This is a genomic window from Sphingomonas lycopersici (assembly GCF_026130605.1).
GTDB lineage: Bacteria > Pseudomonadota > Alphaproteobacteria > Sphingomonadales > Sphingomonadaceae > Sphingomonas > Sphingomonas lycopersici.
Map to the genome: position 1 here is coordinate 347,014 of NZ_JANFAU010000004.1, position 24,036 is coordinate 371,049.

The 24,036-nt window shown below is 65.1% G+C and carries 17 protein-coding genes; 3 read left to right on the top strand and 14 right to left on the bottom strand.

Annotated features, from left to right (window positions below; all coding sequences use genetic code 11):
* Nucleotides 1–114 precede the first annotated feature (114 nt).
* From NED98_RS11155 to NED98_RS11200, 10 genes are all read right to left on the bottom strand, one after another.
* Nucleotides 115–669: a hypothetical protein gene (locus tag NED98_RS11155; RefSeq protein WP_265313039.1), complete on the bottom strand. Its 555-nt coding sequence runs from the start codon at nt 667–669 to the stop codon at nt 115–117.
* Complete coding sequence (locus NED98_RS11160) at nt 666–2,693, bottom strand: AAA family ATPase (RefSeq protein WP_265313040.1); 2,028 nt, start codon at nt 2,691–2,693, stop codon at nt 666–668. Before NED98_RS11160 ends, NED98_RS11155 begins: the two co-directional genes overlap by 4 nt.
* Entirely contained in the window at nt 2,690–3,223 is a 534-nt protein-coding gene (locus NED98_RS11165; RefSeq protein WP_265313041.1) for a hypothetical protein, read from the bottom strand. Before NED98_RS11165 ends, NED98_RS11160 begins: the two co-directional genes overlap by 4 nt.
* Nucleotides 3,220–4,545 carry an SIR2 family protein gene (locus NED98_RS11170; protein WP_265313042.1) on the bottom strand — a complete coding sequence of 442 codons (1,326 nt, stop codon included), beginning with the start codon at nt 4,543–4,545 and terminating at the stop codon, nt 3,220–3,222. Before NED98_RS11170 ends, NED98_RS11165 begins: the two co-directional genes overlap by 4 nt.
* A gap of 354 nt (nt 4,546–4,899) precedes the next feature.
* Nucleotides 4,900–5,823: a DUF4365 domain-containing protein gene (locus NED98_RS11175; protein ID WP_265270390.1), complete on the bottom strand. Its 924-nt coding sequence runs from the start codon at nt 5,821–5,823 to the stop codon at nt 4,900–4,902.
* A 390-nt stretch (nt 5,824–6,213) separates the two neighbouring features.
* On the bottom strand, nt 6,214–6,603 hold the full coding sequence (locus NED98_RS11180) for a type II toxin-antitoxin system RelE/ParE family toxin (protein ID WP_265313043.1): 390 nt from the start codon (nt 6,601–6,603) through the stop codon (nt 6,214–6,216).
* A gap of 26 nt (nt 6,604–6,629) precedes the next feature.
* Complete coding sequence (locus NED98_RS11185) at nt 6,630–7,796, bottom strand: tyrosine-type recombinase/integrase (RefSeq protein ID WP_265313044.1); 1,167 nt, start codon at nt 7,794–7,796, stop codon at nt 6,630–6,632.
* Nucleotides 7,797–8,244: 448 nt separating this feature from the next.
* A complete protein-coding gene (locus tag NED98_RS11190; protein ID WP_265313045.1) occupies nt 8,245–9,372 on the bottom strand; it encodes a tetratricopeptide repeat protein in 1,128 nt (375 codons plus the stop codon).
* 146 nt (nt 9,373–9,518) lie between these two features.
* Nucleotides 9,519–11,084, bottom strand: a complete 1,566-nt coding sequence (locus NED98_RS11195) for a vWA domain-containing protein (protein ID WP_265313046.1) — start codon at nt 11,082–11,084, stop codon at nt 9,519–9,521.
* 254 nt (nt 11,085–11,338) lie between these two features.
* Complete coding sequence (locus NED98_RS11200) at nt 11,339–11,881, bottom strand: RNA polymerase sigma factor (protein WP_265270357.1); 543 nt, start codon at nt 11,879–11,881, stop codon at nt 11,339–11,341.
* 124 nt (nt 11,882–12,005) lie between these two features.
* On the opposite strand from NED98_RS11200, the gene NED98_RS11205 reads away from it, so the two are divergent.
* Nucleotides 12,006–12,677, top strand: coding sequence for a response regulator (locus tag NED98_RS11205; RefSeq protein WP_265313047.1), 672 nt, complete (start codon nt 12,006–12,008; stop codon nt 12,675–12,677).
* Nucleotides 12,674–14,533 carry a sensor histidine kinase gene (locus tag NED98_RS11210; RefSeq protein WP_265313048.1) on the top strand — a complete coding sequence of 620 codons (1,860 nt, stop codon included), beginning with the start codon at nt 12,674–12,676 and terminating at the stop codon, nt 14,531–14,533. Before NED98_RS11205 ends, NED98_RS11210 begins: the two co-directional genes overlap by 4 nt.
* Before the next feature lie 2 nt (nt 14,534–14,535).
* Here the strand turns inward: NED98_RS11210 and NED98_RS11215 are convergent, their stop codons facing one another.
* From NED98_RS11215 to NED98_RS11225, 3 genes are all read right to left on the bottom strand, one after another.
* Entirely contained in the window at nt 14,536–19,434 is a 4,899-nt protein-coding gene (locus NED98_RS11215) for an MBG domain-containing protein (protein ID WP_265313049.1), read from the bottom strand.
* A gap of 14 nt (nt 19,435–19,448) precedes the next feature.
* The gene (locus NED98_RS11220) at nt 19,449–21,155 is read right to left on the bottom strand and encodes a ShlB/FhaC/HecB family hemolysin secretion/activation protein (protein WP_265313050.1); all 1,707 of its coding nucleotides are present in this window, start codon (nt 21,153–21,155) and stop codon (nt 19,449–19,451) included.
* A gap of 282 nt (nt 21,156–21,437) precedes the next feature.
* Nucleotides 21,438–21,908: a MarR family winged helix-turn-helix transcriptional regulator gene (locus tag NED98_RS11225; RefSeq protein ID WP_265313051.1), complete on the bottom strand. Its 471-nt coding sequence runs from the start codon at nt 21,906–21,908 to the stop codon at nt 21,438–21,440.
* A gap of 66 nt (nt 21,909–21,974) precedes the next feature.
* On the opposite strand from NED98_RS11225, the gene NED98_RS11230 reads away from it, so the two are divergent.
* A complete protein-coding gene (locus tag NED98_RS11230; RefSeq protein WP_265313052.1) occupies nt 21,975–23,168 on the top strand; it encodes an FAD-dependent monooxygenase in 1,194 nt (397 codons plus the stop codon).
* A gap of 114 nt (nt 23,169–23,282) precedes the next feature.
* On the opposite strand, the gene NED98_RS11235 is transcribed toward NED98_RS11230, so the two are convergent.
* The gene (locus tag NED98_RS11235; protein WP_265313053.1) at nt 23,283–24,008 is read right to left on the bottom strand and encodes an MIP/aquaporin family protein; all 726 of its coding nucleotides are present in this window, start codon (nt 24,006–24,008) and stop codon (nt 23,283–23,285) included.
* Nucleotides 24,009–24,036 lie beyond the last annotated feature (28 nt).

Here is a 24,036-nt window from a genome sequence, read left to right on the forward strand (position 1 = left end):
CAGACCTTTATCGTTGGGTGGATTGGGTCGCGCAATTCGTGACCGTTGTGACCAGATCGCTTTCCGAGGCCAGATCGTGTTCCGCGATCAACGCCAGCAATCCCGTCGCGAGATTCAGAAGTTCAGCTGCTCTGTTCGTAATACCTCACCGCGCACATATTCGTCGACGAGCAGCGATCGCCGCCGTTCGTCGATCTCGACAAAGTAGCCGAGGCGATAGTTCCCGACATGCGCCGGATCCACCCGGCCGTCGGCCGGCCACACGCCCTCGTAAGGCTCGCGTGTCAAGGCGATCAGCCGCACTCGATCCTTGTGCTTCTCAGCCGCTGGATGCGAGCGTCGCTTCATCTCGATGGCTATGAGGTTGTCCGGATCGGCGACCCTGCCGCGACTGTGAAGTATCAGGTCGCAGGTGATTGTGACGGTCTCGAAGTTTTCCCCGGCGATCGTCTTCAACCGACCGTCATTGGCGCGGTTATACTCCACGTCCGCCCGGTATTCCAGGAATCCGGCGTCATGAGCCAGCCTTTCCATCGGCATCGACAACCGCTGGCACAGGTTGCGCTCGGACACGCCGTTGAGAATATTCTCCAGATCATCCTCGAGAAAGGTTCTCAGCGAACGATCGAAGACGCGACGCAGGCGCGGTAACATCGCTGCGCTGGTCATGCGCTCAGTGGTTCGTCCGGTAGGACCAGTGAACGCCGGCTCAACGTGGCGATCGTCTGTTCGTGCACCACGGCAAGCGCACCTGATGCATCGGTTCCGAGACTGATCCGCTTCCCCGGCGATGCCATCGATGACGGCAGCCGTCGGCACATGAGATCCGCCAGGGCACGATCCTCGACCGCGCAGACGATCTGCCGCCCGGAACTGCAAAGCTGCGCGAGTACCTCCGCCAGATGGACCGTTCTGAAATCGTCGACGTGCTGGACCGGGTCGTCGAGCAGGATACTCTGCCACCGGCTCCACGCGATCGATAAATTGACCGAGAGGAGGAAAGCGAGCCCAGTCGCACGGCGCTGGCCGCTGGAAAACACGAACTGCGGATTGACATCGCCATTGACCTTGAGCGTCAGAAACCGGTTCACATCGCCGCGCACGCTGTACTCGATGTCGCCCCAAAGCGGGTGCGGCCGCAACCGCCGGTAGAGCTCGGACATCAGCGGAATCACGCGGTCCAGCCGCTGCTGAAGCGTCTCGGCCGACGCTCGCCGCGCGGCATCGTAGAGCGCTTTCGCACGGGTCTCCCCGAGACGCGCACGCCCGAGGCGGAGCTCCGTCTGTCGTACCCGTTCGGCCGCTGTGGCTTGATCGGATGTGGCGCGCGAGATGACCCGGTCGAACGAAAGCGTGTCGAGCATCCGCATATCGGCGGCGATGGCCTGCTGATCGCGTTCCAGACCGCTAAGGCGCAACTCTATGTCGTTCCGGCTTGCGCCAGCGAGGTCGCTTTCGGCCAGCAGTCGCTCGAAACCGCTGACGATGCCGGCGAGCCGCTCGCTTTCCGCATTGGCGGCCAAGGCCTCGCGTTCAGCAGTCTGTAGCGCTGTCAACGCGGTGTCGCGCTCGCGCTCCTTGCGCGCCTGCTCGACCGCCTGCGCATCCAAAGTCCGGGCGATCGACATCGCTTGGTCAAGGCCGCGATGAAAGGCTTCATGGCTGATGTCGCTCGCACAGAGCGGACAGTGTCCGTCACGCAGCCCCAACGTCCTGCCGATCTCGACGAGGTTCTCGAGCTGCCGCGCCTGCGCCGAGAGCGTCGTCGCGACCGTCGCGGCGCCGAGCGCCGCGACGCTCTCGTCATAACTCATCTGCGCGAGCGTCTCGCTGACGGACGCATCGGACGCCCGTGCTTCGCTTGGCGGCAACGCCATGCGCGCGGCCTCGTAGCCGCCAAAGCCATCGATCAGCGGCTGGAGCTTCCCGATCGACGATCCGATTTCGGCAAGGCGCTGTCGCGCGAGCTCGGCAAGCGCAGCACCGGTTGCGGGCGTATCAAGTGTACGCCGGAGCCGGTCGCTTGCCTGCCCTACCAGATCCGCCGCAGGCAGGGACGCCTGTGCCTCGTCGATCTGCCTGATTGCGGCCGCCTGCGCGCTCGTCGCGGCCTCGGCGTCGGCCTGAGCAACTTTGAGCTTGGTGGCGGCCGCGGAGTGGATCGCCTGCGCGCGCTTGATCCAGTCGTCGGCATCGACCGCGCCGATGGCATCGCGCAGCAGCCTGAAGCGCTCGCTTTCCTTCAGATCAAGGCTGAGACGGGCGATATGCTCGTCGCGGATGATCGTAGAATTGCAGAGCTGCGCGATGGCTTCGCGTGGCGCCGCGTTGGGCAGATAGAGCTTTTCGACGCGCGAGCGTACATCGAAGCTCGTCGGATCGAGCGGCGTTCGCCGGATTTCGAACGATGCTGATTCTTCGCCGAACCCCACCTCGACGAAATGATCGGACAGATTGTCTTCCTGCCCATCGGGGCCGGTCCACCAGATATAGTCGGTAACCGACTCACCGTCCGCCTTGGCATCGAGATATTTGCTGATCGTGCCGGTGAGCGCGAATTCGACGGCATCGAAGATCGTGGATTTGCCGACACCGTTGCGTCCGTCGATGATCGTGAAGCTCTCGGCGAAATCGATCCGGACCGGATTCCGATAGCCGCGAAAGCCGTGCAGATGTACATATCTTAGCCTCATTGGCCGACCTCGAGCAGCTGCAGGATGGTCGCGTCGGGCGCCTCGCCGACGAAAGCGTCGATAAGTTCAGGGGGGAGTTCCGAAGTCCTCAGGCGGATCTCCCCCGCCATGTCGACCGCGTCCAGTCTCGGCGCGTGCTGCATGGCGAGAAGCGGCAACAGCGCAGCGCGCATATCGTCCTCCGACACGACGCCGGCACGGGCGATCTTGCGGGTGCCGGTCAGGTCTTCCTCGATTGCCCCGAGACGGGTCGTCGAGGCGTAATCCGATACGCCGTCGGTCAGGAGAATTACATAAGCGTTCCAAGCCTTCGTCTCGGCGCGGCGAAGCCCGAACTGGGAGGCTTTCAGAACGCGATGACTGTCCTGATGCCAGCGCTCGATTAGGGCGCCGGCGTCATTGAAGGCCAGCACGAATCCAAGGACGGTTTCGCCTTCAAACGCGAGATACCGGATATCGGCATCAGTCAGCGCAGCGACCGAATAGCCCGCATCGTTGAGTTGCCTGGCGGCTAGGTGCAATATGCTCATAATCCCAGTTCCCCGACGGCATCGGTGCGTGAGCGCCACTTGGTGAAGGATCCTCGCGCGATCGAGCCGGTAGCCGGGCCCCGTGCGATGCTTGGCGGCAAAGGTAGCGCCTCGGCTCCGACGGCGATCACATATTCGGGCGCAAGCACGGGCGCTGTCTCGCGGGAATATTCGGCCTCGACCTCGTGCAGCGGACGGTTGACCGTACGTAGGACCCGCACGCGCGTGCCACCGAGGTTCCAGCAGAAGTCCTCGGACGTCGCGCCCTTCGCCTGCAGCTGGAGAAGTGTCATGCCGAGCAGCGGTTCGCTTGCCGGCTGATGGCTTCTCGCCGGCTCATTGGGTCCGGCGCCTTCGAGATCGCGCCGTATGCGCCACAGCGTCTTCGCATCGGCGCACGGCGGCTCGAGCCAAGCGGGGTCTGGCGCCACACCCGTCTGACTTTGGTAGGATCCCGAGCCGGAGTGCAGGATCGAGCGCAGCATTGCGCGCGAGAAATCCACCCGCAGCTTGTCGAGGAAGTCGGCACCCGAGATCGGGACGTGGAAGAAGCCGGACGTTGCACGGGACCCCAGGTCGTACAGCGCCTTGGCCTTCACCGGAAAAGTAGCGGTATCGCAGGGATCGACGACGATGATGCGGCTCGGACTGACCGCGGCCAGAGCTTCTTCAAGCACGGCGTTCAGATAATCCCAGTCGGTCCAGTAGCCGACGATCACGAGGTCGCGGTTCAGCAATCGTTGGGTCAGCCAGATTGCGCCTTCAGCCAGCCGCGTTCTAATCGGTTCGGCGGCCACCTGACCCGCAGCCCAGACCGTACCCGGCGGATCGCTCCAGCAACCGTGGATCTTGAGCAGTGGTGATTTGGTGGCAGGTAACGCGGCGACTCTGTCGCGATCGACGCCCGCTCCGACATGCCCGAACAGCAGGCTTCCCGCGGTCTCGATGAGCATGTCGACGTTCGTCGATACTGCGGTGCCGATCGCGCCGGTCAGCAGGAGGTCTGCTACGGCAAAGTGCCCGTCATTGGGTTCGACAGCGAATACGTCATGGTCGATATAGCTGCGCAGATAGACGTCTGCGAGATCGCCGTTCTGGAAGAACAGCTCCGCCTGATCGTCGATCTTATCCGGCAGCGGCGGACGGGACGTGCCGAACTTCGCCGCCCATGATTGCTGAGCCTTCAAAGCCAGCGCCGCGGCGCTCGGTACCTGACTCGGTTCGGCCATCGACAGACCGGCGCCGCACAACAATGCCAACCGATCAGCAAACAGGGCATCGATAGCCTTGTCCACGCCAGTCTGAAGATCGATCACATCCATGGCGTAATACGGTTCTCCCCAAAATCTATGTAAAGACAATCACGATGCCGTCAAACGGCCGCTATGTCGGCGGGATCTCGCCGGACGGCCTGACGTAGCCGGAATGACCGATCTTTTCAGATTGCGACGTTCACGCCGCCCGAAGCAAACGTCGCAACCTGGTCGCGAACCGCCCGACCGGTGCTGGCGACCAATTTTGCCACTCATTTTTTGCCGAAGGCCACGAATGATAATCGATACGTATTAAGGGATGTGTCCGTGGTTCGATATGGTTGCCAGCGTCGAGCACAGATATATAACGACGCTGCGAGAACCGCCCTGAACCCACTAAGCAATAGCTTGGCGCCCTCGCGGTTATTGGGAAAGCGGTTCTCGCACACCAAGCACGTCGCGACGCCGCCGCGGCTCGTAAACAGTGTGAAATTGGTAGTCGAGATCGCCCTTGGCGTGACGCTTGCGCAGAACCACGTTGACGATTCCGGTTTGCCGAAATGGAAAGCTGACAGCGCACCGTGCGGCAACCAAGCGGTTACCGCGATAGGAGCTAATGCGCGCATCGCGGAGATCCCACTCGTGCGTCAACTCCAGGATGGGGCGCACCACGCCAAGGAGCACGAAGGATTGATATCGTGTCAATTTGGGCCGTTCGCGGCGGATGATGTGGCGCCAACCCTCTCGCGGAAAATGTACGCGCGGGCCCAAGCTGCCGAGCATGACAGGGTTGCTTTCTAGGCTGTGATAGAGCTTGTGCGCGGCAACTTTTATGTACTCGTCGCTGGTCAGATGCGTGAAATGCCCCGGCTCGGCGACGAGCCGAGGCACAAGGAGATCGCGATACAGTGTCCCGCACAGGTGCGAGATGACGGCGCGCGCGGTCCTATCAAACTTTTGGTTCGACGGAATGCTAATTTGCGACTGTCCCGGCGGGACATACTTGGCGTCGGCCCAGAAAGCATGGAGCGAGATCGGATCAACGTAGATAACGATCGCGGCTCCGATCAGCCTTCGCCATCGCGCGATAGCCTTTGTGAGACGCTCAGTCCCGATCGGCAGCGTGAACGCGCCGGCCCGGTTAGGCTCCATATCACTGTAGGTTTTGACCTGTGCATAGATGACTTGCCCAGTCGCCTCGCCATTCGATTCGAGAAAAATGAGACCGTCGACGCCGTCATCGTTATGTGAATCAAGGGCCTGCCATCGCGCCTGCCAATCACGGAGGATGATGCGCTCGACGACATTCACACCGATTTGCCCGAGGCGTTGCGACTTCAAGCTCATCGGTTTCTCTTTCCTCCGGTTCACACGTTCCTGCCCAGAATGACTTGTCGCGAGACAGTTTGGAATGTCCATAATCAGGATTTCGCTCCGAGGGCGGGTACGGCGGGAAATGGTCGATGCCGGTCTGAGGCATTTGTCGAGATGGCATTCAGGGAGGTGCCAACCTGGCACCTCCCTTTTCGAGCTATGCCTCGTCCGCGGGCTGATCGCGCCGCGCCAGTGCAGCCTCTCCGCTTTGAGCGGCGCGGGACCTATCGAAGTCGAAGAGGAACCCATTTGCGAGCACTTACGTTGCTGATCGTACGGACCCAGCAAATAGCCGAACCCGCATGACAAACACCGGCTGCGAAACGTGCTCCCGCTCGCGCAGCGCGGGACCTACCGCGGCGACTAACGCCGGAGCCGGCGCAAGGCGCGCCTCGCAGAATTGCGTAGCGTAGAGCGCGTCACCACGCCCCCGTCATGTGCATCGCTCATCATCTCATGTATCGGGCCAGCGATCTCGCTGCGATAGCCCTTATCCTTCGTCATTATTACCGCCCTCAATCTCCACCAGCCCCCCGAAGCTGTCAGCCGGTCCAGCTCCTCGTTACTCCACTCCAGCGCCGCGCTTACCGCGCTTCGCAGCGGCGCCAAGTCGGCCTTCGAAGTGTTAGCGCGCGCGCTCTTGGCCAACCCGAAGGCGAATATGGCCCGGTCACCCTGCCTGAACAGAATCCGCCCGGCCCGCCCTTGCCCCGTCGCGTCACCCGCTCGGCTACCTTGGAGACGCCGGTCCATTACGACATCTAGTCAATCGACCCAAATCAGATCAGGGGCACAACAGCTTTGGCCGCTATCTCATCAAGGCCTTCGGTAATCCACCTGGCATAGTGGCGCTCGACCATTACCACTGACGTGTCGTGCAGGGCGGCGACGAGCCGTATTGGCAGCCCCTCACGAATGCCTCGAACGATCGAGCTATGCCGCAACGCATATGGAACGATGTCATCCGCGATGCCCAACCGTTTCGTGATTTCCTTCCAAGGCCGAGTAATTTGAGCCGCAGCCAGCCAAGGCCCGCGGTAATCGCTCCGCCATTCCGTCGCCGTTACCTGCACATAGCGCCAGCGCTCAAGAAGCGGCGCCTCGCCGGAGCGCCCGACAGTAACGACGTTGAGGGCCTTCAAGACGTCGCTCCCGACAGGGACGCGCGCAAAGCTTGCTTTCCGCGCCCTGCCCTTTCGCGACGAAGGCATCAGGACCCGGCCATGTTCGGCCTGAACATCCGAGACCTTCATGCGGGCGATTTGCGAGAATCGAGCGCCGGTTGCCGCTAGCAGAAGCACCATTCGGCCTAGATCGCCCGTATCATCGATCTCGAACGCGACCTTCACAATCGCGCGGACCTGCCGGTCGGATAGTATCTGGCTTTCCCTTACGCCGTTCGAATCCTCTTCAATTTCGCCACCTGGCTGTCGCAGGCCCAATTTGACTGTGCTTGGGAAGTCCGCGGGGAGCGCCTCCCGATACGAAACGTACGCATCGTTCAACGCCGCCTTGAGGTCATTCGAAATCCGGCGCCGGGTGGAGGCCTTGACCTGCAGACTCGACCTCCAAGCCTCAAGCTGCGCCACCGATAGTTTATCCAGCCCCGATTTCGCGAATTCGAAACCATCAATCGTTATCGTGAGGCGGTTCGCGCCGGATTTCACAGGACGCCCGACCCGTCCCGAATGTCGCGCATCACGCATCGCAACGTACTTTGAAACCACCTCGTTAACGGTCGGAACCTCGACTATGGTTTCGGTTACCGCGGGCGCCTTCGGATCATCTTCCGACGCCCCGCCTGCCAATTGACGCTCGCACCAGACAATTGCGACGCCGACAGCCTGATCCCAGCTCAATATCAATTCGCCATCGGCATCATGCACGTCGTCGACGGCGCCGATACGTTGCTTGATGTATCGATCCCCAAGTCGAACGCGAGCCATCCACACGCCTCGATGGAGCCCTTTGACGTACCCGAGATGCTTCCCCTCCCCAATTGCGCGCCAATATGGTTCCCGCCTGGACGCGAGCCGCGCCCGCGCAGTTCGATCCTGGATCCTGACTTCGACGACATATTTCGCCATTTCAATACCTTAGGATCAAAAGCACAGCGGAAAGTCGCCGCGCCGCGACCTAATATCACAATTCGAAAAATGCGGTAATATGCGGTAATATCGGTCGGCGAACTGCCTTGGACCTTCTTGGACTAGAACCTTAATTAATTTCGATATTTCAATGATATACCTGAATCCACAGGAGTCCGTTGGACTTCTAAAAATCTCGCAAATATAAAGAAACATCCCCTCTCACGGCGAAAACACGGGTTCGAGTCCCGTAGGGGTCACCAGCGGCAGGACGCGCGACGGCACCAGGCCCCGCGGGGAAATCCGATCATCGCGGCAGGATGTCTTCGTAGCTCGCATCGAGTTCGACCGCGCGGCGCTCGTCGGCCCGCGCCCGGCTCGTCTTGCCCATGCCGCGCAGCACGAGGCTGCGGTTGAAATAAGCGGTCGCCGATCCGGGGGCGTAGCGGATTGCCTTATCCGCATCCTCGAGCGCACGTTCCTCATCGCCGTCATGCGCATGAGCGATGCTGCGGTTGAGATACGCCTGCGACAATTTGGGCGCGATCGCGATCGCCTGATCGAACGCCTCGATCGCCCCGCTCATATCGCCCTGCCAGGCGCGCGTCAGGCCGTCCGCGACATGCGCGCCGGCCACCCCGGCGGGGCCGCGCCGGGCCGCACCGACGAAGTTGCGACACAGTGACAAATCACGACTCGGATCGTCCACCGTACAGGCATTCCAATCCCCCCTTCGCGATCGCCACGGCGCGGCATGCGCACCCGTAACGACAATATCCGAAGCACCATCCGCCTGGGATGATTCCATGTGCCGGCCTGGCGCCGGAAGCGGCGGCGGCGGCGGAGGAGGAGGAGGAGGAGGCGGTGGCGCCGCAGCCACGATCGGCGCGGCGGACATCGCAAACCCTGATGACGCGCGCGACGCGACCCTCGCCCTCTCGCGCGTCTCCGCTGCCACCTCCGGCGGCCGGGAAGCCGAAGCCTCCGGCGACGGCGCAGAGGGCGTCTCCGGCACGCTGGAAGGGGTTTTGGCTTCCGGCGCCGGACCGGTGCTCGCCACCTCTTTGGGCATAGCCGGGCCAACAGGCGCGGCGGCATTCGGCGCGAGTTCGCCGGCCGGCGCGGTGACGGCGGGCGCTGGAGCCGGCGCCGGCGCCGGCGATGCTGCCTGCTCGCCCGGCCCCTGATCGTAGCGCTCGATCGTGACCCAGGCGGCCGGCACGCCGATCACCGCCATCAGCGCCACTGCAACGAGCGCCCCGACCTGCGGCCGTTGGAACCAGCCGGCGCGGCGGCCGCGACGCGGCGGCGCTTCGGCAAGCGGCGGCTTTCCGTCGAACCGCCGCATCGCGCGCTCGATCGCGGCCTCCCGCCGGGTGGGCGCGGGCGGCGGGGGCTCGGGCAACACGGCCTTGAGATCGTCGTCCTCCGCCATTCAGCGGCTCCGGCTGCTGACGAAGCGGAGGATCTCGACCCATCTGAAAGGCTTGGCGCGCATCTGGCGTCCCTATACCGCCCCTTTGCCGGCCGGTCGAATATCCTGTGATGCGGCGGCGACGGAATATCGCCGCCGCATCGCGATCAACGTTCTAGCTGCGGCAACGCCGCGGCGGTTTTCGCGGTTCGGACCATCTGGACGAACTCGGCGCGATAGCCGAACTCATCCGATCCTTTCGCCGCATTGGCGATCTTCATCACCTCGTCATAGCTCATCGTCCCGCTGTATTTCCCGCCGCGCAGCAGCTCGGCAAAGGCGGCGACACTCGCGGCAAAGCGCGCATCCTGCGGCGCATCGGCGAAGAGCGAAACCTCCGCGGCACGGTCGATCGGCTTCGCGATCAGCCGGCTGGTGTCCGATTTCGGCAGCTTGTAGCGAATTTTCACAAAGCCATATTCGCCGCCGCTCGCGGCCACCGGCGCCGGTCGCGCATAGCGCAGATCGTCCATCGCCCGCGGCCCGCCGGCCGGCACGATTTCGTAGAGCGCGGTCACCGTCTGGCCCGAGCCGACATCGCCCGCGTCGACCTTGTCGTTGTTGAAGTCGTCGCGATTGAGCATCCGCGTTTCATAGCCGATCAGCCGGTATTCGGAGACGGTCGCGGGGTTGAACTCGACCTGGATCTTCACATCCTTGGCGATCGGGAAGAGCGTCGAGCTGGCTTCGTCCACCAGCGTCTTCCGCGCTTCGCTGATCGTGTCGATGTAGGCCGCCGCGCCATTGCCGTTCTGCGCCAGCGTCTGCATCATCGCATCATTGTAATTCCCCATGCCGAAGCCGAGGACGGAGAGGAACACGCCCTTGCCCCGCTCGCGCTCGACATAGCCTTTCAGCTCATTCTCGTTGGTGATGCCGACGTTGAAATCGCCGTCGGTGGCAAGGATGACGCGATTGACGCCCTTCGGATCGAGGTTCTGCTCGGCCAGCTTATAGGCCTGGCGGATACCCTCCGCGCCCGCGGTGCCGCCCCAGGCGGTCAGCCGGTCGATCACCGCGCGGATGCGGGTTTTCTCGCTCACCGCGGTCGGCTCCAGCGCGACGCCGGCATTGCCGGCATAAGTGACGATCGCCACCCGATCGTCCGGCGCAAGCTGATCGAGCAGCATCGCCAGCGACTGCTGGACCAGCGGCAGCTTGTTGGGCTCGTTCATCGACCCCGACGTATCGATCAGAAAGACCAGATTGGCCCGCGGCCGCGCGGCACGCTGGATCGTGAAGCCCTTGATCCCGATCCGCACCAGCTTGCGACCGGCCGACCACGGGCTCGGGAACACCGCCACATTGGTGCTGAACGGATGTTCCGCCGAGGCGGGCGCGGCATAATCATAGGGGAAATAATTGATCATCTCCTCGGTCCGCACCGCCGCTGGCTGGGGCAGGACATTGCGGTTCAGCGAGGCGCGGACGAAGCCGTAGGACGCGGTGTCCACATCGATCGAAAAGGTCGACACCGGATCCTCACCGACCCGCTTGAACGGGTTTTCGTCCTTGGCGGTGAAACGGTCGCGGCCGACATCGTGGTAGGCGGGAAGCCGCGGCTGATAGGTTTCCCGCGGCACCGGCACTGGTGCCGCATAGGATTGGACGACCCCGACGGGCGAGCCGGCATGGCGGCCACGCGAAGGAAGTCGCGCGGCCGTTACGACCATCTCAGCCTCCGGTGACGATTGCGGCGGCGGCGGCGGCGGTGGCGGTGGCGGCGGCGGGGGCGCCGACCAAGGCGGCGGCGGAGGCGGCGCCGACGGCGCAGCGCAGGATGCGAGCAGGATGGCCGCTGATCCAAGGACAAGGATCGGTTGGAAGCGAGGCATGGACGTCTCCCTGACAATGGCGGGCAAAACCGCCCGTCAATCACTGGGACGCGCCTCCCCGGCGAATCCTTGGGACCCCCATGAGATTTTTTTCAGTCCTCTCCCCGCGCGATGGCGATCAGCCGCCGGGCCTCGTGCATCCGCCACGACACCGTCGCCTCCGCGATGCCCAGAATCTCGGCCGCCTCGGCGTGACTGAGCTGTTGCCCGGCGACCAGCACCACCGCATCGCGATAGGCCGGCTTCAGCCGTGCGATCGCGCTGCGCAGCCACATCGCGTCGTGGAGGTCGCGCCCGTCGGGCGCGCGTGCGAGCCCGACGACGACCGCCAGCCGCTCGGTAAACCCCGCGAATGACCGGCGGCGGCGGCGGAAGTCGCGGCACGCGTTGAACACGATGCCGCACAGCCAGGTGCTGAATTTGGCCTCGCGCCGAAACCCGCCGATTTTCTCGACCAGAACGCAACAGACATCCTGTGCGATATCGTCCGCGTCGCTGCGCGATCCGGTCAACTGCCACGCCAGACCGTGGATGCGGTCATAATGCCGGCGTAGCAGCGCCTCGACCGCGCGCCGGTCGCCATCGACCGCGGCGGACAACAGGTCGGAGTCCGGATCTGATGCGAAATCCGCCATTGCGACGCTGTTTGCCTCAATCGCGGGTCGAGCGCCATGTGCAACCATAACGACCGCGCGTGGCGCTTGATCGACGCCCGGCATAATGCTGTGACGCTCGCGACGGGGTTGCAAAGGAAATGGGGTGCAAGACGGGCGAACGGCGCTGTCGCCGACATTGATCGTCGAGGATGATCCGGCGATCCAGTTTCGCATCAGGCGCCTGGTCAGGGGCATCGAGGGGCCGGATGCCGCGATCGACACCGCCGCCACGCTCGCCGAGGCGCGCGCGCTGCTGGTCAGGAGCAATTATGCGCTGGCGCTGATCGATATCGGTTTGCCCGACGGCAATGGCTGCGATCTGATCGCCGAACTCCACGAACGCAAAGCGAGCACCCAGACGGTGGTGATCTCGGCCTGGGGCAGCGAATCCGTCGTCATCAACGCGCTGCGCAGCGGCGCGATCGGCTATCTGCTCAAGGAACGCGAAGACATCGAACTCGATCTGCTGCTGCGGAGCATCCAGCGCGGCGGCGCACCGATCGACCCGGCGATCGCGCGCCAGATCCTCACCTTCCTCCCCGCCGAGCAACATGCCGCCAGCGCGCCACAAGCGTCGACCAGCCAGATCACGACGCGCGAGCGCGAAATCCTGCACCTCGTGTCGCTCGGCCGCACCAATCGCGAGATCGCCGACGAGCTCTGCCTGTCGCGCCTGACGATCGAGACCCACGCCAAGACGATCTATCGCAAGCTGGCGGTGAGTTCGCGGACCGCCGCGGTGTTCAAGGCGAAATCACTGGGCCTGCTCGGGTGACGCTGCGCGCCTGGTTGCTGCTGATCCCGCTGATCGCGCTGTGTCTGGTGCTGGCCTTCGGCGCACTCCGCGACCAAGGCACGCAGCCGACGGCGCTGACCGAGGCGGAAGCGGTACGGGCCGGCTGGGACAGCGCTGCGCCGCCGCCGACCGGCTGGACCAGGGTGCAATTGCCCGATCTGTGGGCGGCGCGCTGGCCCGAGCATGATGGCGTCACATGGTATCGCCTGCGCTGGCGACAAGACGATGCGCGCCGCCCGGTTGCGATCATGGTCGATCAGGTCACGCTTGCCGGCGCGATCTACGTCAACGGCAGCCTGATCGCGCGCGACCGGCACCTGACCGAGCCGTTGTCGCGGCATTGGGCAATGCCGCAATATTTCCTGCTGAGTGCACCGACATTGCGCAAAGGCGAAAACCTGCTGACGATCCGGGTTTCGGGCCTCGCGCGATACAAGCCGGGGCTCGGCAAGATCGAGATCGGCGCGCCCGCGGCGATCGACGCTCAATTCCGCCGTGCCACCTTCGTCAATTACGACCTGAAGCTGATCTCAATCGTCGCCGCGCTGACGATGGCGGCCTTGTTCTTGCTGATCTGGCTGCTGCGGCGGCGGGACGGGATGTTCGGCTGGATCGCCGTCGCACAATTCTGCGCCTCGCTTTATTATTATAATTTCGTCGCGCGGGAAATCTGGCCGTTCCAGACGACCGACGGGTGGCAGATGTTCGTCGGCATCTCCAATATGCTCGCCGGCGCCGCCTTTGCGACCTTTCTCCTCCGCTACGGCGATGCATTTTATCCGCGGGTGGAGCGCTGGGCTGCCGCCGCCTGTCTTGTCGCGACGATGATCGGCATCGTCGCTCCGCGCATGGCGGGCCATTATGTCGGTTATTATCATCTGGCCGGGGTATTGCTCTATTACGCCGGCGTGGCGTGGTTCGCGCGCCATGCGATCCGCGTGCCGCGGCCGGACAATATCGCGCTCCTCGTATGCCAGAGCCTGCCGGTGTTGGCCTCGACGCACGATCTTGCGCTCTATTTCGACTGGATTCGCGGCGATAGCTATCTGTTTGGCGCGTCGGCGATGTTGGCTTTGCTGGGGGGCAGCTTCGCGGTCGCCTATCGACTGGTCGGCGCGACGCGCCGGATCGAGCAGTTCAACGCCGAATTGCAGGCCGAAGTCGCCGCCGCCACCGCCGAACTGAGCGCGACGCTGGAGCGCGAACACCGGCTCGCGATCGCCCATTCGCGCGCGGGGGAGCGGTTGCGGATCGTGCGCGATTTGCATGACGGGTTCGGCGGGATGCTGGTCAGCGCGATCGCGCGGATGGAAAATGCCCCCGGTCCCGCCCCCGGCGACGCGACGCTCGCCATGCTCAAGGCGATGCGCAACGATCTGCGACTGGTGATCGACCAGACGATGATCGATCAGGGCGGGCTGGTCGAAATGCTCGCGCCGCTGCGGCATCGATCGGGCCAGTTGCTTGAAACCGCGGGGATCGAGCTCGACTGGCGGCTGAGCAATGTCGACAATTTCGAGCTGGACGGGCGGCGCGGGCTCAATCTGCTGCGGTTTCTGCAGGAGGGGCTGACCAATATCTTCAGCCACAGCGGCGCAACCCGGGCGCAGGTGGAGATCATCCGCGACGGCGATCGCGTCCTAGTGCGCATCGCCGATAACGGTCACGGCATCGCGCCGGCGCGGGCGGGTCATGCCGGCGCGGGGATGGAAAGCCTGCGCGAGCGCGCCGCGGCGATGGGCGGCGCACTCGCAGTGCATTCCTCAGGCGAGGGAACCCACCTCGACCTCGCCTTCCCCGCGCGACCGCGCGAAGCGGCCGACGCCGACGGCTGACGTCACCGCATTTCGCCTGCAATCGATTGCCGGGATTTCTGCATTTTCTCGAGGAATTTCGTCATGACCTCGAACGCCTCGTTGCGTTTGGTGGTCAGGCTTTGCAGCAGCAGTATGTCAATTTGCTGATAGCTGGACAGCGCATCGATCTTCACTTTGAGCGACGCCACGATATCCTCCAGCTCTTTCTGGAGCTTCGCCTGTTGCGATTTCGAGGTCTCCAGGTAAATCTTCTTCTGATATTCTATTGTTTTTTCGGTGATTTGATCGTTCAGGCTCGCGATTTCCCCGCTCCTCTTCTGAACATCCTCGATCTGCTGCGCCAACTGGCTGTCGAGAAGCTTCGCCCGGTCGCTCTGCACCGCCATCAGCGCGGTCTCGATATCTATCCCCTGCAAATCGAGGCCGGGCAGGGTTGCCGGGGAGATAGTCGGCGACGGCCCGGTCGTATTCTTCACATCCAGAGTCCCTGTCGTGAACGCGATATTGTAGTTTTTCGACGCGGCCAGCGAGCCGAGATTGATCTGATAGGATCCGGCGCTCGCCGTCGTCGTCGCGGTCGTACCGAGATTGCCGCTCAGCGTATCGCCGTTCACCAGCCCCTGAACATTATAGGTCAGCGCCGGGATCGCCGCGCCGGCCAGGATGCTCTTGCTGTCGGCAGTAATGTACAGGGTCCGGGGCGTAACCGTCAGGCCGTTCGCCAGCGTGCGATAGCTGATCGCATAATTGCCCAGTCCGGTGCCGATCGCGTTGGAGGCATTGAGGTCATAACCGCCGATGCCGCTGCCGCTCGTCGCGGCCGAAGACAGGCTGACCGCGGTGATCGCATCGCCGTTGACCAATCCCGCGCCTGTCGCGCTGCCCGTGGTCGGGTTGGCATCGCCGTAGATACGGCTCACCGCATTGGCCGTGACGACCAACGCACGCGGCGTGATGGTCAACCCGTTGGCCAGCATGGCATAGCTGATCGCGTAATTGCCGAGGCCCGTCCCGACCGCATTCGAGGCGGTCAGATCATAGCCGCCGACGCCACTCCCGCCAGTCGCCGGCGAGGACAGGCTGACGCTGTTGATCGTGTCGCCATTGACCAGCCCAACGCCCGTCGCGCCCCCGGTCAGCGGATTGGCGTCGCCGTAGATGCGGCTCACCGCATTGGCAGTGATCGTCAACGCACGCGGCGTGACCGTCAGCCCGTTGGCCAGCGTGGCATAGCTGATCGCGTAATTGCCCAGCCCGGTCCCGATCGCATTCGAGGCGGTCAGATCATAGCCGCCGATCCCGCTCCCGCCGGTCGCCGAGGAGGACAGGCTGACGCTGCTGATCGTGTCACCGTTGACGAGGCCCACGCCCGTCGCGCCGCCGGTCAGCGGATTGGCGTCGCCGTAGATGCGGCTCACCGCATTGGCAGTGATGACCAGCGGGCGCGCCGTGACGGTCAAGCCGCCGGCGAGCACCTGATAGCTGATCGTGTAATTGCCGAGCCCGACGCCGACCGCATTCGACGCGACGAGATCGTAGCTGCCGATCCCGCTCGTGCGGGTCGCGGTCGACGCGAGGCTGACGCTGTCGATCCGGTCGTTGCCGATCAGCCCCACGCCGGTCGCGGTGCCGGTCGTCGGATTGGCGTCGCCGTAAAGGCGGGTCACCGCGTCGGGGGTGATCGTCAGCGTCAGCCCGAGCGGGGTGACGGTCAGCCCGCCGGCCAGCGTGACATAGCTGATCGCGTAATTGCCGAGCCCCGTCCCCACCGCGTTCGACGCGGTGAGGTCGTAGCTGCCGATGCCGCTCATGCTGGTGGCGGGCGAGGACAGGCTGACGGCGCTGATCGTATCGCCGTTGACCAGCCCGGTGCCCGTCGCCGTACCGGTCGCCGGATTGCTGCTGCCGTAGACGCGGCTCACCGGATCGGCGGTGACCGTCAGCGCGCGCGGCGACACGATCAGCCCGTTGGCGAGCGGGACATAAGTGATCGCGTAATTGCTCAACCCCGACCCGACCGCGTTCGACGCGGTGAGGCCGTAGCCGCCGACACCGCTCATGCCGGTCGCGATCGACGACAGGCGGACGCTGGTGATCGTATCGCCATTGACCAGCCCGGTGCCGGTCGCGCTGCCGGTCAGCGGATTGGCGTCGCCGTAGATGCGGCTCACCGCATCGGGCGTGATCGTCAGGAGGCGCGGGGTGACGGTCAGCGTGCAGAGCAAATTGATCACGCGGTACGACGGATCGGCCGAGCCGCCGGTGGCGACGATCGTATAGCTGCCGACACCGCTGGCGGCGTTCGCCGCGGTCGATAATGTCGCCTGGGTCAGTGGCGTGTCGCCGGGTCGCAGACCATAATAGCCCGCCGTCAGCGTGGGATTGGCATCGCCGTAGACGCGGCTCACCGCATCGGGGATGATCGTCAGCACGCGCGACCAGCGGTAGAATTCGGGATAATAGCCGGCGCTCGGCGGCGCCCAGACGGTGCGGAAGTTCCACGCCCGTGCCAGCGTCGCGAATGCCTGGCTGTCCTGGAATTGCGCGGTGGTGAGCCCCTGCGCGCCCGCGTTGGAACTGGTGCTGCCGCGCGCGAACCCCTGCCCGGTGGCGGCGGTGTCCCAGAAACTGTTGCTGAGGCTGCTCCCCGAATCTGAAAAGCCGATCAGCCCGCCACTATTGCCGCCGGTCACTTGCCCGGTGGCATAGACCTGATCGATCGCGCCGGCATTCCGCCCGGCGAACCCGCCAGCATAGATGAACCCGCTCACCGCGCCGCGCGCATAAGCACGCGCGATGCCCCCGTAATTTTCCCCGACGAACCCGCCGAGATTGCTCGCTTGCTGGAGCGGGCCGCTCACCGTCGCGATCGAATAGGAATCGGTGATCGTTCCGCCGGCCAGGTTGGTGCCGACGAGCCCGCCCGTCGCGGTAAGACCGGTCACACTCCCACCAACCCGCGCGAACCGCACCGTACCCGCGTTGCGGCCGACCAGCGCGCCGACATCGCCCCCACCGGTGACATTGGCCGCGTCGAGCCCGATCGCGGTGAGCAAGCCACCTGCGCCGACGACGCCGAACAGACCATAGCCGAAGCCGTTGCTACCACGGTTGATCCTCAGCCCGTTGATCATGTGATCGCGGCCGTCGAGCGATCCGGTGAAACCGTTGCCGCCATTGGCGGCGACACCCGCGCCGTTGGTGCCGATCGCGACGAAGCCGCGCCCGCCGTTCCAATTCGCGGTGCCGGACGCGTCGATATCGGTGGCGAGCGCGAAATTGCCGCTCAGCAGCGTGTTGATCCCCTGCACGCCATAAATGTCGGCAAGCTGCCACGGATCGGCCGCGCTGCCCGTCCCGCCTAACGCGCGGAGGAAGGTGGTGCCCGCGGCAAGGCTGAAATCGGCCGCGTGGAATGCCGGCGGCGCCGCGCCGAGCTGCTGCCAATTGCCGCGCAGCAGGCTGAAGCTGCCGAGCGCAATATCGCCGCTGGCGCTGATATTCGCGCCGGCATCGAGCGCCAATCCACCCGCCGCGGCGTTGATCCCGCCGTTGAGGATGATGTCGTTCGCCGCCGTCAGCGTCAGCTTCGCGTTGGAGGCCCAGGCGAGGCTGGTCGCCAGCGTGATATTGCCCGCCTGGCCGCCGCCCGTCCCGGTCGAGACGATGACATTGCCCAGCGCAAGCGCGTCGATCAGCGTGGTGGCGTTGATCACGCTGTCGTTGCCCGAAGCGGTGAAGCCCGGCGCATTGACATCGGCGTCGTCGGAAATCGTGAGATTATAGGGATCGAGCAACAAGGTGCCGAGCCGCGCGCCGCGCAGATCGGCGGTGCCGCGATAGTCGAGTTGCCCGGCCGACGAGACTTCCACCTCGCCGCCGCTTCCCCTGCCCGCGCCGCGCGCCGAAATCGTGCCCGCGAAACGTGTCGCGCGATCGGACCAGATCGCGGCATCGCCGCCATTGCCGCTGCCGATCGCATCGGCGCGGATCGCGCTGCCGGCATCGACCGTCACCGTCGCCGCATGCGCCAGATCGCCGCCGCCCTGGCGCCCGCCGCCGATTCGCACCGCGCCTCCGCCGCCGGCACCCGACACATCGATGGTCGCCCCGGTCAGCGCGACCGCGTCGCCGGTCAGCGTGACCGATCCGCTGCGCCCGCTCACCCCACGCGCCTCGATCACGCCCGAAAGGTTTACCAGATTGCGCGCCGCATCGAGCGCGCTCGCCGCGCTCAGCAACACGCTGCCGCCGTCCGCCGAGATCCGCCCCGACATGCCGACCGCGCCACCATCGGCAGGCAGCGCGATCTGGAGGAAACCGTCGCCGGCCAGATCGAGCGTGGCGCGGCTCCCCGAAGCCAGCGCGACGCGCCCGAGCGGGGCGACGATCAGCCCGGCATTGTCGACCTTGCCCCCGATCAGCGCCGCATAGCCGCCCGCGACGATCGAGATCGTCCCGGCATTGCTCACCCGCCCAGCCTTGCCGGTGACGACGATATCGCCGCGCATGAAGGCATCGTCCGCCACATCGAGCGTCGAGGCGACAAACCCCGCCGCGCGGACGCTGCCGGTCGCGGTGATCTGGATCCCATTGGGGTTGACCAGAAACACCTGGCCGTTGGCGTTGAGCGCCCCGGCGATGGTCGAGCCCGCATCGCCGGTGACGCGGTTGAGCAAGACCGACTGGCGGCTCGGCTGGACGATATCGACGCGATTGCCTGCGCCGATCGAGAAGCGCTGCCAGTTGATGATCGCGCGATCGCTGCCTTGGTTGATCGTCATCGCGCCGTTGGCCGGCGCGCCAATCGCAGCGTCGCCGCGCACGATCTGCCCGCCGGTCGGCAAATCGCCGGCATGAGCGACGGCCGGGGCCAGCGCGCTGGTGGCGAGGAGCAGGATGGAAAATGGACGGGTCATGGCGGCTCCCCCTGTCAGAACCGGGTGATCATCGTGAAGGTGACGCGATCGGCGTTGCCGGCGCGCTCGATATGCGCGCGGCCCCATTCGAGCGCGGTCGACAGCGCCGGCGCGCCGCGCCGCGTGCGCAACTGGAACCGCGCGCCCGCACCGAATGCATAAACGTCGGTCGAGCGGCGCTCGAATATCGTCGGGCGTGCGAGACGCGTATTGCCGGCGACCCCGAACAGATAGGGCGCGATCTCCGCCCGCCCGGTGCCGAGCGCGACGTCGATCGGGCGCGCCAGCTCGGCGCGCGCGACATAGCCGCTATCGCCCTGCAAGGTGCCCGAACGCAGCGGGGAAACCCCGTCGAGCGTCGCGAGGCCGATCTGCTCGGCGTTGACCAGCGCATTGCCGAACGCGGTCTGCGCGCGGCCATTGACCGCGATCGTGAATCCCGCCGGCACTGGCTGGCGCAGCGACATATCCAGCATCAGCTTGGTAAAGCTGGCGTCTGCTCCCTGCCGCGAGAGCGGCAACAGCGGCGTCGCATCGGCGGCCGAGCGGGCGCCGAGCCCGTCGATCCCGACCGATGCCTCGAGCCGCGCGAAGAAGTTGCCGCCGCCGGCCAGTGCCCCCGCCACCGACCCGGCCGCGCGCGCGATCCGCATCCGATCGAGCGAGAGCGGCAGCCGCAACGGGCTGATCGCATCGACCGCCTCGCGCTGCGTATCGAACGCAAGCTCGCCCGAGATGGTCAGCGCGCGGCTGCGAATGAAGGGATAAGCGAGCCGCGCGCTGATCCGCTGGAATTTGCTCGCGGTGCCCAGCGACAGCGCGTCGTGGCGCGGCGCGGTGCGCGCGTCGGTCGCCTCGACGTTGAAGGTCAGCCCGTTGGTGCCGAGCGGCACGATCACGCCGCCGACCAGCGCGCGGTTGCGCGGGGTCGCGTCGAGCAGGCTGATCCCGTTGCCGCCGTTCGGAAAACCGCTCGCGCGCAGATAGATCGTCTCCCCCAGCCCGAGCATCGTGTTGAAATTGACGCCGAGCCCGAACGCATCGCCGCCCAATGCGCGCGGCAGATTGTTATCGAGCGTGAGATAGCCGCTCACCGGGCGATAATCGGCGGAGATGATGAGGACCGTGCCGCCGGGGGTCGTGCCCGGTGCCAGCGTCGAGCGCAGCGCGACGCCCGGCATATCCCCCGCCAGCAGCAGCCGTCGCTCGATCGCCGCCATCGTCACCGCCGATTGCCCGACCAGCGGCGCCAGCATGTGCGCGATCCGGCCGCGCACCGGCGGGGGCAGATTGCTCGTATCGACGCTTTCGATCTGCCCCGCGGTGACGACGAGGCGAAGCTCGGCACCGTTATCGAGGTGCTGCGCAGGAACGCTGACCCGCACCAGCACGCGCCCGCTCGCCGCGAACCACGTTTCCAGCGCGCGCGCCGTCGCGAAGATTTCGGCGATGCTCACGGGATGCCCGACCAGGGTTTCACGCAAGGTCGCCAGTTCGGCCGGCTCGATCGCGAGCCCGTCGACGCGCACCCCCGACAGGGTAACGATCAGCGCTTCCGATCCCGGCGGCGCGGTCACCCCCGGCCCCTGGGGGATGACGACGGGCGCTGCGGGGCGTTCGAGCGCCGGCACATAGCTCGGCGGGGTGATCTGGCTCGCGGTCTGGGCCTGCGCCGGCGCGCCGCCGAGCGCGCTCGCCCACAGCCAGGATACGCCCAGCATCAAGCCATGCCGCCGTCGCTTCATTCCCCGTTGCCCTTCCTTTAAGGTGCAACGGGCCGGGCTTCTTCACCCCAGCGCCGGCCCGATGCAAAATCGGACGTCCAATTAGTTCAGAATGAGTGCGGCGAGTATCCCCGAAAACAGGTATAAACCGGCCGGATTTATTAAACGCCGGTAACTACGGTGATCCCGGCGCCACGATTCTCAGGGAGCGCGGCAGAGTTTGCGCGCTCGAATATTATCAACGCCGCATGTTATGCTCTTGCAAGCGGCTCGCTCTCCCTAAGGGGCGAGCAATTGTTCGGTCATGCCGTCCTGGATGGCGATGATTTGTTCCAGCACGTCGGCCACGATCCGCAATTCCTCGGTGCTGCGCTGGTCGAACGCGGCGGCGCCGGCCTGGGCCAGCGGCAGATAGGCCTTCTGGATCAGCGCTTCGGTTGCTGGGCCCGCCTCCACCAACACCTTGCGCCTGTCGAGCGGGTCCCGGCGGCGGCGAACATAGTTGCGGGCTTCCAGCCGGTCGACCAGCGCCGTCACCGCCGCAGGGGTGAGCCGGGTAGCCCGGGCAATCGCGCTCGCCGGCTGCGGGCCGCCGGCGAGGAAGCTCAGGCACAGCCGCTCGGCGGGACCCAGCCGAAAGATCTCGCCCACGGTTTCGTCGTAGCGCTGGGTGGCGTCCTGCCAGCGCATGATCAGGCCACCAAGCCGCTCGATCAGCCCGGCCTTGCTCGACTCATTTGATTCGATCATCTAATTATCATATCGTCTAATAGTTCAATTGTCATAGCATGTACCGGCAAGATCGATGGGGCAAGGATGAAAACACGGATCGGTATCGTCGGGGCAGGTTTTGCCGGGTTGGGCCTCGCCCTGGCGCTGGCCCGCCGGGGCTTTGCGCCCACCGTCATCGAGAAGAGAAGCGAGGAGCAGCTGCTGAACGAAGGCATCTTCCTGACGCTGGCGCCCAACGGCATGAACGCGCTGCGCGGACTGGGCCTGGCGGACGCGGCGCTCGCGCGCGGCATCGAGACCCGCGGTCTGGTCTTTCACAACGAACATGGCCGCGTGCTGGGGGCGCTCGATTATACGAGGCACGTCCAGCGTTTCGCGGCGCCATCGGTCACTATCCCCCGTGGCGAATTGGGCGCGATCCTGCTCGAGGCGGCGCGGGCCGCCGGGATCGCCATCCGCTTCGGCACGGCGGTCGACGCTGTCACGCAAACCTCGTCCGACCTGCTGGTGACCGGATCGGACGGCGGCGGCGAGCGCTTTGACATCCTGGTCGGCGCCGACGGGCTGCGCTCGCGCGTGCGCCGCCTCGCCATGCCCGACCTCCCGGCGCCCGCCTATAACGGCCTGCAGGGCAGCGGCGGCATCGTCGACATGCCCGATGTGCCCCCCACCGACGGACTCATGCACATGACCTTCGGTCGCAATGCCTTCTTCGGCTACATCAAGGCGCCAGCCGCCCCAGTCCATTGGTTCAACACCTTTCCCCAGGCCGAAGAAAACCGCGCCACACCCCTGACGGGCGCACCGCTGGCGCAATTCCTGGCGGGCCTTCACCGGCTCGACCCTGAGGTCAATCGACGGATCATCGCGGCAGTCGATCCAGCGGACATTCGTGTCTATCCGGATTTCGACATTCCAAGCCTCTCGCACTGGTCGCTCGGGCGGGTGGTATTGATCGGCGACGCGGCCCACGCAGTCACGCCCCATTCCGGCCAAGGCGCCTCGATGGCGCTGGAGGACGCGCTCGTGCTCGCGGCCGCGATCGCGGCCGAACCCACGCCCGCCCGGGCGTTCGAGCGCTTCGAATCGCTGCGCCGCGCGCGGGTCGAAGCGGCAGTTCGCCTCGGTCGGCAGAGCGGCACGCCCAAAAAGGCCCAGGGCTGGCTCTCGCTGCGCCTGCGCGATTTGCTGCTGCCGCTTTTCGTCCCGCTCGGACAGAAGGCGCAGGAGCGACTCTTTGTCTATCGGGTAGATCAGGAACCTTTGTCGCTGCCCTGATCTCCCGGCGGCGATCACCGAGAAAGGGGCGTCAGCGACGATAACCTAGGTCGCGCGGGGCTTCTGCCATGTAAGATTGTTCCACGCCCCCGTGCGCGCGCCCGTTTCCGAACCTCAACCAATAACGCACAAAAGCGCGAGGCCGGCGAGGCAGCCGCCGACAATCGGCCCGAGGACCGGAATCGCGGCATAGCCCCAATCCGAACTGCCCTTGCCGGGAACAGGCAGCAGCGCGTGCGCGATACGGGGTCCCAGATCGCGTGCGGGATTGATGGCATAGCCGGTGGTTCCGCCGAGCGACAGGCCGATGCCCCAGACGAGGACGCCAACAAGATAAGGGCCGATCCCGTCAGGGACCCCGTTCGGCGATACCTGCCGGGAAAAGAGCGCGCCGGCGACGAACGTCAGAGCGAATGTCCCGATGACCTCGCTCACGAAATTTGCCGTCGGGCGGCGAATGGCGGGCTCGGTGCAGAACGCCGCGCGCTTGATCGCGGGATCGGGCGTTCTTTGCCAATGGGGCAAATAATGAAGGAAAACCAGCGTCGCGCCCAAGATCGCGCCGAGCATTTCGCCCGCCACTGCTTGGGCTATATCCGTCCAATTGTTGTGCAATATCGCCATGCCGATCGCGAATGCGGGGTTGAGATAAGCCGGCTGGCTGCCGCATGCCTTGGCGACAATGATGCCGATAAGAACGGCGAAGGCCCAGCCGGTCGTGATCGCCATCCATCCCGCGCTCTCGGCTTTCGAATCCTTGAGGAGGACGCCGGCGACGACACCGTTGCCAAACAAGATAAGCGCCGCCGTCCCCAATAACTCCCCAATGAAAATATTCATTCGCCCGCCTCCGCTCCGGATTATATTT

What these genes read in the sequence shown, in the direction of transcription:
- NED98_RS11170 (WP_265313042.1), bottom strand. Translation starts at nt 4,545, where the DNA reads ATGGATGTGATCGATCTTCAGACTGGCGTGGACAAGGCTATCGATGCC.
- NED98_RS11225 (WP_265313051.1), bottom strand. Translation starts at nt 21,908, where the DNA reads ATGATCGAATCAAATGAGTCGAGCAAGGCCGGGCTGATCGAGCGGCTT.
- NED98_RS11215 (WP_265313049.1), bottom strand. Translation starts at nt 19,434, where the DNA reads ATGACCCGTCCATTTTCCATCCTGCTCCTCGCCACCAGCGCGCTGGCC.
- NED98_RS11230 (WP_265313052.1), top strand. Translation starts at nt 21,975, where the DNA reads ATGAAAACACGGATCGGTATCGTCGGGGCAGGTTTTGCCGGGTTGGGC.
- NED98_RS11155 (WP_265313039.1), bottom strand. Translation starts at nt 669, where the DNA reads ATGACCAGCGCAGCGATGTTACCGCGCCTGCGTCGCGTCTTCGATCGT.
- NED98_RS11180 (WP_265313043.1), bottom strand. Translation starts at nt 6,603, where the DNA reads ATGGACCGGCGTCTCCAAGGTAGCCGAGCGGGTGACGCGACGGGGCAA.
- NED98_RS11220 (WP_265313050.1), bottom strand. Translation starts at nt 21,155, where the DNA reads ATGCTGGGCGTATCCTGGCTGTGGGCGAGCGCGCTCGGCGGCGCGCCG.
- NED98_RS11160 (WP_265313040.1), bottom strand. Translation starts at nt 2,693, where the DNA reads ATGAGGCTAAGATATGTACATCTGCACGGCTTTCGCGGCTATCGGAAT.
- NED98_RS11185 (WP_265313044.1), bottom strand. Translation starts at nt 7,796, where the DNA reads ATGGCTCGCGTTCGACTTGGGGATCGATACATCAAGCAACGTATCGGC.
- NED98_RS11190 (WP_265313045.1), bottom strand. Translation starts at nt 9,372, where the DNA reads ATGGCGGAGGACGACGATCTCAAGGCCGTGTTGCCCGAGCCCCCGCCG.
- NED98_RS11165 (WP_265313041.1), bottom strand. Translation starts at nt 3,223, where the DNA reads ATGAGCATATTGCACCTAGCCGCCAGGCAACTCAACGATGCGGGCTAT.
- NED98_RS11200 (WP_265270357.1), bottom strand. Translation starts at nt 11,881, where the DNA reads ATGGCGGATTTCGCATCAGATCCGGACTCCGACCTGTTGTCCGCCGCG.
- NED98_RS11235 (WP_265313053.1), bottom strand. Translation starts at nt 24,008, where the DNA reads ATGAATATTTTCATTGGGGAGTTATTGGGGACGGCGGCGCTTATCTTG.
- NED98_RS11175 (WP_265270390.1), bottom strand. Translation starts at nt 5,823, where the DNA reads ATGAGCTTGAAGTCGCAACGCCTCGGGCAAATCGGTGTGAATGTCGTC.
- NED98_RS11195 (WP_265313046.1), bottom strand. Translation starts at nt 11,084, where the DNA reads ATGGTCGTAACGGCCGCGCGACTTCCTTCGCGTGGCCGCCATGCCGGC.